This is a genomic window from uncultured Gardnerella sp., assembly GCF_947280595.1.
Taxonomy (GTDB): domain Bacteria; phylum Actinomycetota; class Actinomycetes; order Actinomycetales; family Bifidobacteriaceae; genus Bifidobacterium; species Bifidobacterium vaginale_A.
Genome location: NZ_CAMYOS010000026.1, coordinates 1 through 7,895, shown reverse-complemented (window position 1 = coordinate 7,895; position 7,895 = coordinate 1). Strand labels below are relative to the sequence as shown.

The 7,895-nt window shown below is 39.7% G+C and carries 7 protein-coding genes and 1 pseudogene; 4 read left to right on the top strand and 4 right to left on the bottom strand.

What is annotated here, in order from left to right:
* From Q0X59_RS05875 to Q0X59_RS05865, 3 genes are all read left to right on the top strand, one after another.
* Window positions 1–536 (top strand): aminotransferase class I/II-fold pyridoxal phosphate-dependent enzyme (locus tag Q0X59_RS05875; protein WP_297643838.1); only part of this gene is annotated, 536 nt, incomplete at its 5' end.
* 351 nt (window positions 537–887) lie between these two features.
* On the top strand, window positions 888–2,318 hold the full coding sequence (locus tag Q0X59_RS05870; RefSeq protein WP_116712665.1) for an ATP-binding protein: 1,431 nt from the start codon (window positions 888–890) through the stop codon (window positions 2,316–2,318).
* A 348-nt stretch (window positions 2,319–2,666) separates the two neighbouring features.
* A complete protein-coding gene (locus Q0X59_RS05865; RefSeq protein ID WP_297643833.1) occupies window positions 2,667–3,929 on the top strand; it encodes an MFS transporter in 1,263 nt (420 codons plus the stop codon).
* A gap of 44 nt (window positions 3,930–3,973) precedes the next feature.
* Here the strand turns inward: Q0X59_RS05865 and Q0X59_RS05860 are convergent, their stop codons facing one another.
* The 4 genes from Q0X59_RS05860 to Q0X59_RS05845 are packed head-to-tail and all read right to left on the bottom strand — an operon-like array spanning window position 3,974 to window position 7,330.
* Window positions 3,974–4,498 carry a hypothetical protein gene (locus tag Q0X59_RS05860; RefSeq protein ID WP_297643674.1) on the bottom strand — a complete coding sequence of 175 codons (525 nt, stop codon included), beginning with the start codon at window positions 4,496–4,498 and terminating at the stop codon, window positions 3,974–3,976.
* Between the two features lie 27 nt (window positions 4,499–4,525).
* The gene (locus tag Q0X59_RS05855; protein ID WP_297643672.1) at window positions 4,526–5,737 is read right to left on the bottom strand and encodes an FtsX-like permease family protein; all 1,212 of its coding nucleotides are present in this window, start codon (window positions 5,735–5,737) and stop codon (window positions 4,526–4,528) included.
* Window positions 5,721–6,431 carry an ABC transporter ATP-binding protein gene (locus Q0X59_RS05850; protein ID WP_297643831.1) on the bottom strand — a complete coding sequence of 237 codons (711 nt, stop codon included), beginning with the start codon at window positions 6,429–6,431 and terminating at the stop codon, window positions 5,721–5,723. The genes Q0X59_RS05855 and Q0X59_RS05850 overlap by 17 nt, the downstream gene beginning before the upstream one ends.
* The gene (locus Q0X59_RS05845; protein WP_297643829.1) at window positions 6,428–7,330 is read right to left on the bottom strand and encodes an efflux RND transporter periplasmic adaptor subunit; all 903 of its coding nucleotides are present in this window, start codon (window positions 7,328–7,330) and stop codon (window positions 6,428–6,430) included. Before Q0X59_RS05845 ends, Q0X59_RS05850 begins: the two co-directional genes overlap by 4 nt.
* A 474-nt stretch (window positions 7,331–7,804) precedes the next feature.
* Here Q0X59_RS05845 and Q0X59_RS05840 point away from each other — a divergent pair.
* Window positions 7,805–7,895, top strand: a pseudogene (locus tag Q0X59_RS05840) (DNA-binding response regulator); the annotation flags it as partial.

The window sequence follows — 7,895 nt, the reverse complement described above, 5'->3', positions numbered from 1 at the left end:
CTCCAGACGTGTTCTGCGTAACTTTTAGCGGACTTTCTAAGTCGCATATGATTGCCGGCTTCCGTATTGGTTGGATGAGTCTTTCGGGAGATAAGTCCAAGGCTCGCGACTACATTATGGGACTTAACATGCTGTCTAATATGCGATTGTGCTCGAACGTTCCTGCGCAGTCGATTATTCAGACTGCTTTGGGTGGATACCAGAGCGTTGAGAAGTATTTGGAGCCGGGCGGTCGCGTGTATGAGCAGCGCGAATACTGCTATAACGCGCTTCAGGAGATGGATGGCGTAAGCGTTGAGCGACCGGATGCCGCTTTCTACATGTTCGTAAAGCTTGATCCTGCTCGCTACAACATTCACGACGACGAACAGTTTGCGCTTGATTTGCTTCGCGATCAGAAGTTGCTGATTGTGCACGGAAAAGGCTTTAATTGGCAGACTCCAGGCTACTTCCGCGTAGTCTACTTGCCGCGCTTGCAAACGCTTCGCGACGCGATGAGCAAACTCTCCAACTTCCTCTCCTACTATCGCCAGTAATTATGCATCTTGCTTGCAAACTGCAGCACTACAAATCACAGTACAAACAGCTAACGCAAGTAGGTACATTTCGGAGTATTTCGGAGTATTTCGGAGTAAAACACCGCAACAAACACAAAGAAAACCCAACAAAGCTATACAAGAGTAGGGCTCAACACACTTCGGAGTAGTTAAGAGTAAAACAACAATGTACTTAATAACACGCTGTAAATACTCCTAATTTACTCACATGGCATTCCAGTCAAATCCTTGAAATAATAACACTCTCTATATCCTTCTTTTGATATAGTAATCACAAGAATTATTCGTATAAAAATCGCGCAGTAATGCTTCGATATTTAAGGCGGAACAATGGAAGAGTACAAGATTGAAGATATTAAAGACCTGAAAGAAGGTCAGTATTTTGATCGCAAAAGTGCTCGCATAAAACCTAAAGATATATTAAAACACGTCATTGCCTTTGCCAACGCAGACGGAGGCACATTAGCTATCGGCATCGATGATAATGGCGAATTATCTGGCACAAATTATACGGAAGCTCATTCTTTAGACGAATATGAACTAGCAATCCAACAAGATATCATTGGCCAGCCTTCAATCGATTACAGTAAGTTAGACTATGAATCCAAAGATGGCAAAAATGCATTATTCATCATTCATATTGATTGCTCAAAAAATAGACTTATTAAAAACCGAAGTGAAGAAGTTTATTTAAGAATTGGAGATAAAAGCGTCAAACAAAATTACTCTCAAATTAAGCAATTAGAGTATGCTAAAGGCGAAAGATTATTCGAGGATAATCTGATTCCAGATGCTAACCTGGCAGATCTTGATGAACAATTGTTGAATGAATATAAAAAACAACTTAATTGCGAGCATTTACCTAATCAGCAAGTATTAGAAGCTCGCGGATTTATGCATCAAGGTCAACTAACTGCCGCATCAATTCTAATGTTTGGCAAAAATCCAAGCTATTATTTCCCACAAGCTCGTCTGAGATTCTTGCGATATGAAGGAACACATCGTGAGACTGGAGCACGAATGAATATTGTTAAAGATCAAACCTTTGACGGACCGATTCCAACAATTATTCGCCAATCACAAACAGCTATACGAGCGCAATTGCGCGAATTTGAATATCTTGGAAACGATGGAAGATTCAAAGTCGTACCAGAATATCCAGAATTTGCTTGGTTTGAAGGAATTGTTAACGCCGTAGCACATCGCGATTATTCATTAAGAGGCGATTATATTCGCGTTAGCATGTTTGACGATCGATTCGAGATATTCAGCCCTGGCTCCTTGCCAGATATTGTGACATTAGAGAATATGCGACATACGCGCTACGCTAGGAATCCTCGTATTGCTCGCGCGCTAGTTAACTTCGGCTGGGTTCGAGAACTCAATGAAGGAATTAATAGAATTTATGAGGAAATGGCGGAATTTTATCTCAATGATCCTCAATACAGCCAGCAAAATCCTTACTCTTTATTGCTGACGTTAGAAAATAACTATGCTTCGCGTCAAATGCGCATGGACGATCATATAAATGAGTTAGAGGAAAAACTAAATAATGGCGAGTTCAATGAGAATGAGCGAAAGATTCTCGCATATTCATATAGCAATGATCGAATTACCGTAAAAACAGCTGCAAATCTTATTAATATGAGCGAAGCTACAGCGCGAAAATTATTACGTGGACTTGCTAATAAACACGCTCTACTGTGGCATGGAAATTCTAAACTTGATCCTAAGCAATATTATGCGCGCATAAAAGATTAGATCAAGCACAAAAAACAGTTAAGAGTAGTTAAGAGTAGTTAAGAGTAAAACACAGCAACAAACACAGCAAAAACCCAACAAAGCTATACAAGAGTAGGGCTCAGCACAGTTAAGAGTAGTTAAGAGTAGTTAAGAGTAAAACACAGCAACAAACACAGCAAAAACCCAACAAAGCCATACAAGAGTAGGGCTCAGCACAGTTAAGAGTAGTTAAGAGTAGTTAAGAGTAGTTAAGAGTAAAACACAGCAACAGAACACTCATTACACTCGCAGTCCAGAAAAAGGTGTACATAAAGGTGTAAATATCAATAGACACATATCATTCATAATATGAAAGAAAAGCACGTAATGAACGCTGGAACACGAGTACGATCGGGTTTGATTATATCCGTTTTATCGCTTAATGCTTTTCTTATAACAAGCTGTAGATTTGGCGTAAGTCTATATCTTTTAATACATGTCGACTTATCTCACGCAGCGCTTAACGCGGTATCAGTAGCGCTTATGACCTGCATAGCAGCACCGCTTGGCGGAATTATCGCAGATAAATATCCACCAACTAGATTGTTTATAGCGCTAACGTTCTGCTTTGCCTTGTTGTGTACTGGATACGGTTTCGCTTTAGTAGCACAGCATAATCTTATTGCTATTACGGTTACACTACTCGGCATAATATTCGGTTTCTTTACTGCATTTTCTTCGCCTAATCAAAAAGTATTAATGGCATATAGCGCACCAACTGGCGAAAAAACCAAATTTTTAGCAAGCATGCGCATGTGGATTAATCTCAGCAGGCTTGCTGCACCTGCTATCACTGGCATATTTGTTGATATATGCAATCCGCTCATTTTCTTTACGAGCATTGCTATTGTGATGATACTAGCGGCGCTACCTCTACTGTTAGTTAATCTAAACCAGCAAGCACAAAATAGCGAAACTAATACGAAGACAGGAAGCAATAAAACTGCTGGTTTTGCAGCTTCTCTACACTATATGAAATCTACACCATGGTTAATAGTCTTAGGAGTAGTATCAGCATTACAATCGGGATCATGGCTTGCCGCATTCAGACTAATGGGAGCACACCATTGTCTCACACTTTTTCATTCGGCATCCACTTGGGGATCAATAGTCAGCATATTTAACATTGGCATGATTGTAGGTTCGCTATTATGCAAATATATTGTGCTACATTATGAGATTTTATACTCTATTTTATTACCTGGATTCCTTTCTATTCCTTTACTTATTTTCGCACTTAATAATTGGATTGCTCTTTTTCTTTGCTCTGCTTTCATTGCAGGTATTATTTTTGACGCCACTATTGTCTATGGGCAAACAGCTCTTCTCGACGGCATACCAACACACATTCTCGGCGCGACTACTACTTTTACTTCTATTATGGAGCAATGCGGCATTATCGTAGGGTATGCAAGCGTACTAGCATGGGGAAATCTAAATTCATCATTATTCATAATGATTGCAGCTGGCGTAATACTTATTTCAACAGGTATAGCCTTATGGATTATTCAAACTCGTAAACAAACATACCCATCAATGCTTACCAAAGATTATTGGACACCATCAACATGGGTAAAAAGAAGCATATAACAAGCTATTTAGTGCGAAAGCACAATAAAGCTATGCAAATGCAATTACATCACAGGACAATTAGTTTGCACATCCTGTTGGAATCCTGACGGATCTCCCAGTTTTGCTTTACGCATGTGCTCTTTGAAAAAGTTTCGCGTTGCATCATCACAACGATCTGGACCCATAAACGGCATGCTAGGCACTTTTTCAAGCTCATGCAAAGCTTTACTTGCCGCTTGTTCATCACTAGCATACGTGTCTAACCATTGCCGTTCCCAAGCACACTGATAATAATTAGATGCTTGCGTATCGCCATATCCACTCTGGAACTGAGCGTCTTTTTCTTCTCCAACCAAGTTTGCAGGAGCTTTATATTTTTTAGGCCAACTAAGCTTTGCAACGGACTCCTGATATTCCTTCTCTATATGAGCAAAATCAACAGTCTCTCTAGGTGAACTATTTTGCGATCGCGCACCATCCACACCACTCGCATTATTGTTGCCTATTCCTCCACACGCATTAAGCATAAGAAGCGCACTAAGCACACCAACAATAAGAGTTGCTTTACCAATAGTATGATTATTCATTATTCCTTCTTTCTTATTTTTTGAAAATTAACGCAATGCTAATGCTGGCTGTAAACGCGATGCTTTTATTGCCGGCACCACACTTCCAGCAAGCGCTGTAATAAAAGCCGCAATAACAGCTCCAATAGCAGCTTCATATGGGTAAACTGGCGGACTAACTGGGCTTGCTGCATCCCAAAAACTTGATGTTATAGACACAAGACCAAAAGAAACAGCGACAGCAGCAATCGAAACTATCAGCGCTAAAATAATCGCGCTGCCTAACACGAGTGAAGCAATCGACCATTTAGTAGCACCCAAAGCTCTGCGTATAAGCAGTTCATGCGTGCGCTGCTCCAACGATGCTAAACCAATATTGATTAAACCTAGCGCGGAAACAAAAAGCAATAATGCTGCTACGATAGCAAAACTTAATTGCAATACTGTTATAACATTCTCGTAATTATCACTATTATCATGTCTTCTAATTTCGTTTACTTGCCCACCGCAACAGTCATAAAGAGCATCTGAAACATAAGATTTAATTGATTTTTGAGAACGATTTTCTTTATTCAACCAGTAGATTGAGCCTTGAGCTTCTTTTCCAGAATATTCCCAAAGAGTTGGAGCGTAACGTAATAATCCTAGAATATTCACGTATACTTTTGCTGAGTCTACGCCATCGTTCACAACTCCAACAATCCTTATAGGACTCATTTGTGTTGTTTTGCGAGAAGTAATAAATGCTACTTCACCAATCTTGTATCTTTTGCCAGCAGATTGATTTACTACCATTTCTAATGCGTTGCTTTTAGCGCTATTACTAAACCATCTCCCACTTACAACAGGTAAGTTATAAACTTTGTTGTATCCTGCAGTAGTGTAAACAGCGTCAACATATTGAAGATTGCTGGTCTTATATTCTTTGCTTATTTTTACACTCTTCGAGGCTGGCATAGAAGCGCTAAACAGTAGTCCAGTGTTTGGTTGTAGCATAACGTTAGCGTTACGGTTTGCGGATTCAATGCGATTTAAGAATTTGTCAAATACTGAATATTCGTCAAAATTTTGTGCTGAAAAAGTAATCTCGTATGTTGGTCTACGACCGTTTAGCTGTTCGTTAGTTGCAATAAGATAGTCCTTACCAACCGTGCCGATAAGCACTGACGCAATAACGGCAATAATGCCTATAAACATTGAAAAACCTGTGAGGAAGGATCTCATAGGAGACAGGCGCAAATCTTTAAGCAACATGATCATAAAGAACACCGCCTTCCATAGTAAAAATGTGAGAGCAAGAACGAGCCACTTTCATATCATGAGTGACTAATAGTAATGTTGTTCCAGATTCTTGAACACGATCATGCAACACTTGAAGCACTTTTTCTCCCGTACTACTATCGAGCGCACCAGTTGGCTCGTCACAAATAAGTAATTCGGGATTAGTAACGAGAGCACGCGCTATCGCGACTCTCTGCTGTTCACCGCCTGATAGACTTCCAGGGTATTCGTTTAGTTTATCTTGCAATCCAACATCACATAATGCTTCTTCTATCGTTTTTCTTCTTGTCTGCTTGCTTTGTTGTAGTCCTGCGTATAAAAGCGGCAACTCAACATTTTCTCTAATACTTAAATGCTTAATGAGAGAATAGTTTTGAAAAACAAAACCAATATTTCGAGCGCGCATATGCGATACTGTATTATCGCTACACTTTTGGATTGACTTGCCAGAATAATAGTATTTTCCAGTAAAATTTTTATTCAAAAATCCAATAATAGAAATAAGACTCGTTTTGCCAGATCCAGACCTGCCAACTACCGCGTATGTTTCACCTTGATTAAGTAGCATAGACGCAGAGTTGACAGTGGTAAGCCATTCGCCATTGCCTAGTTTTACACGCGCTGACACGTCTTGTAGTTCAACCAGTGGAACAGGATTGTTTCCCATAATCATTGCACTCCTGGAATGAGATCAGGAGAAACACCTGCTACAACATCACCCTCATTCAAGCCAGACGTAATTTCAATATTAGCGCCGTCACTGATTCCAAGACCAACTTCTTTATGCTCCCAATTATCGCCTTTTTTGTATGAGACTAAGCCTTTTTGAACTCTTCCAGCAACCGCACTAACGGGCAGCGTTAGAACCGATTGTTTATGCTTGCCATTAAAAACAAGCGTCGCATTTTGGCCTGATTCTACTTCTGCGCTTTTATCTATTAAACACGTTAAAACTTTTGACGATACACTAGGTGTACTTTGCACACTCGACTCATCTGTTTGAGTCGAATCAGCATTATCATTCTTGCTACTACCCAAAGCTGCAATATCGGTAGAAGTTCCACCGCTTTGTACTATTTGCAAACAATTGGTTGGTCCAACACCGTCTTCAACTTGGAAGCGACCTTTAACATCTGTAATATCCGCAGAACGAAGTAAAGCTTTTGCATTAAGGCTTATCGAAAAACCTTCATATTTAAGAGTGAATAGTGGGAAAGATTTAGGCACGTCCGCAGATGATTCAGCTACTGACACAACTTTAGCGTCTACGGGAGCAATAATTTTATTACCAGCATTGTAGCCTAGAACACTTCCAGCTTTTACAGCACTTCCTGCTTTTACCGATGGAGAAAAATTCCCTCTACTTACAGCAGCTATAACAAAGGTAGACGATTGTTCTATTGATGCTTTACCCGACACAACTTGTGTTAAAGGCTGTTTTTTGACTGAAACAAGTGGAACTGAATCACGTGATGCCTGCTGTTGACTATTATCAACTGCTCTACCAGAGCATGCAGTAAGCAAACACACTGGCAGAGCAGCTAACAAGAATACTTTCGTAAACTTACGCATAACACAAAGCTCCTTACTCTCCAAACTCGTAAACGCATAGGATGCGTCGAAACAAGCCTCTCAAACTGATCCAAAATAAATAAAGGGCTCGTTAATGCTGCAATTAACGCTTTTATGATTGACACTTTATTGAGGATTTCAGCTTTTGCTTAATAGCCTATAATCGACGTAAAGAGTTTGCATCACACTAAATGATGATTTTATTTATGATTCTTGGAGCTTGCGTAATACCAGAGAATGATTTATTTTGCATAGAGTTTATACACTACTGAGCGATTGACTTGCGCATAGCCTCAACCACATTGCTTTGAATCACTAAGCTTTAAGCGAACTTATTCGCTGCGGAGTAACCCCCGTAAGCTCCAGTAACTACCTTTATACAATCTGCTTTGTAAAGGTTTTCCTAGACAAGATATTCATCATACAAATTCAAGTACTATTATTACTTAAATAATGCTTTTCTAAAGGAGCAATATGATAGCAAAGCATATTACTGTTGGCATTGTTGATGATGATTGTTTTTGTCTACACGGCCTAAAAACATATATTGAACAGGTTGTTCCGT

Bases quoted from the DNA above. Each gene is read 5' to 3' on its own strand.
- Q0X59_RS05855 (WP_297643672.1), bottom strand. From the start codon at position 5,737: ATGATCATGTTGCTTAAAGATTTGCGCCTGTCTCCTATGAGATCCTTC.
- Q0X59_RS05850 (WP_297643831.1), bottom strand. From the start codon at position 6,431: ATGATTATGGGAAACAATCCTGTTCCACTGGTTGAACTACAAGACGTG.
- Q0X59_RS05865 (WP_297643833.1), top strand. From the start codon at position 2,667: ATGAACGCTGGAACACGAGTACGATCGGGTTTGATTATATCCGTTTTA.
- Q0X59_RS05860 (WP_297643674.1), bottom strand. From the start codon at position 4,498: ATGAATAATCATACTATTGGTAAAGCAACTCTTATTGTTGGTGTGCTT.
- Q0X59_RS05845 (WP_297643829.1), bottom strand. From the start codon at position 7,330: ATGCGTAAGTTTACGAAAGTATTCTTGTTAGCTGCTCTGCCAGTGTGT.
- Q0X59_RS05870 (WP_116712665.1), top strand. From the start codon at position 888: ATGGAAGAGTACAAGATTGAAGATATTAAAGACCTGAAAGAAGGTCAG.